This is a genomic window from Bacillus sp. B4EP4a (genome assembly GCF_006680105.1).
GTDB classification, from domain to species: Bacteria; Bacillota; Bacilli; order Bacillales; family DSM-1321; genus Peribacillus; species Peribacillus simplex_E.
Genome location: NZ_VHIK01000141.1, coordinates 1 through 272, shown reverse-complemented (window position 1 = coordinate 272; position 272 = coordinate 1). Strand labels below are relative to the sequence as shown.

Below are 272 nucleotides of genomic sequence, written 5' to 3'. Positions count from 1 at the left end.
ACCAGGGTATCTAATCCTGTTTGCTCCCCACGCTTACGCGCCTCAGTGTCAGTTACAGACCAGAAAGTCGCCTTCGCCACTGGTGTTCCTCCAAATCTCTACGCATTTCACCGCTACACTTGGAATNCCACTTTCCTCTTCTGCACTCNAGTTCCCCAGTTTCCAACGACCCTCCACGGTTGAGCCGTGGGCTTTCACATCAGACTTAAGGAACCACCTGCGCGCGCTCTACGCCCAATAATTCCGGACAACGCTTGCCACCTACGTATTAC

General features: G+C 53.3%; 1 rRNA gene. It reads right to left on the bottom strand.

Annotated elements, in window-relative coordinates:
• A 16S ribosomal RNA gene (locus FNK51_RS26280) occupies nt 1-272 on the bottom strand; the annotation flags it as partial.